General features: G+C 64.1%; 1 protein-coding gene. It reads left to right on the top strand.

The genetic code is table 11. The annotated features are described in order from the left end of the window. The first annotated feature begins 133 nt into the window (after positions 1–133). Positions 134–1,387, top strand: a complete 1,254-nt coding sequence (locus ABD989_RS17620) for an IS256 family transposase (protein WP_345314501.1) — start codon at positions 134–136, stop codon at positions 1,385–1,387. The last annotated feature ends 50 nt before the right edge of the window (positions 1,388–1,437 follow it).

The raw sequence follows: 1,437 nt of genomic DNA on the forward strand, positions 1-1,437 counted from the left end.
AGTAGTGCCCCATAGAGTGGTGTAACTCGGTGACCAGGACTGTGACCGGCAGCGTGTGGCTGTCGGCATGGAAGCGGTCACCGTGTGATCCTTCGAGTCACCTTCCACAGAATCCTCGAATGGAGTCATCACGATGACCGCACCCCATATTGTCGATCCTGCCGGCCTGCTGAGCCAAGCCCTCGCCGATGCATCACCTGATCTGATGCGCGAGTTGCTGCAGACGATGATCAACGCCCTGCTATCGGCCGACGCCGACGCCGTCTGCGGCGCAGAGTGGAACGCCCGCTCGGCCGAGCGCACCAACTACCGCAACGGCTACCGGCACCGCCCCCTCGATACCCGCGTGGGCACCGTCGAGGTCGCCGTGCCGAAACTGCGCTCAGGCAGCTACTTCCCCGAGTGGCTGCTCGAGCGCCGCAAACGCGCCGAGTCCGCGCTGATCACCGTTGTGGCCGACTGCTACCTGGCGGGAGTCTCGACCCGCCGCATGGACAAGCTCGTCAAGACTCTGGGGATCGACTCACTGTCGAAGTCGCAGGTCTCACGCATGGCCGAAGACCTCGATGAGCAGGTTGCCGCGTTCCGGCATCGCCGTCTCGATGAGGCGGGGCCGTTCACGTTCGTCACCGCCGACGCGTTGACGATCAAGGTCCGCGAGAACAAGCAGGTCGTCAAAGCCGTCGTCCTGCTGGCTACCGGCGTCAACGGTGACGGTCATCGTGAGGTGCTCGGTATGCAGGTTGCGACCAGTGAGACCACAGCCTCCTGGAACACGTTCTTCGCCGACCTGGTCGCCCGCGGCCTGGGCGGAGTCCGCCTGGTGACTTCCGATGCCCATGCCGGGCTTATCGAGGCGATCGCAGCGAACCTGCCGGGAGCGGCGTGGCAGCGCTGCCGCACCCACTATGCCGCGAATCTGATGGCGGTGTGCCCGAAATCGATGTGGCCGGCCGTGAAAGCGATGCTGCACAGTGTCTACGACCAACCCACCGCAAGTGCGGTCAATGCCCAGTTCGACCGGCTCCTGGAGTACACCGAAGACCGACTACCCCAGGTCGCCGAACACCTCGGCGATGCTCGCGAGGACCTGTTGGCGTTCACCGCGTTCCCTGACGATGTGTGGCGTCAGATCTGGTCCAACAACCCCACCGAACGACTCAATCGTGAGATCCGGCGGCGCACCGACGTCGTCGGTATCTTCCCCAACCGCGACGCCATCATCCGCCTCATCGGCGCCGTCCTGGCCGAACAGACTGACGAATGGGCCGAAGGCCGCCGCTACCTCGGCCTAGACGTCCTCAGCAGGTGCCGACTCACCCCGACCACCGACACCGACTCGCAGACGGAGGTGAGCACCGATCCACTGATGGAACTACCCGCCTGATCACCAACGAAGGATCAGAAACCAGTTACACCACTACCCGGGACTTGACC

The organism is Gordonia alkaliphila, from assembly GCF_039542465.1.
GTDB lineage: Bacteria > Actinomycetota > Actinomycetes > Mycobacteriales > Mycobacteriaceae > Gordonia > Gordonia alkaliphila.

Bases quoted from the DNA above. Each gene is read 5' to 3' on its own strand.
- ABD989_RS17620 (WP_345314501.1), top strand. From the start codon at position 134: ATGACCGCACCCCATATTGTCGATCCTGCCGGCCTGCTGAGCCAAGCC.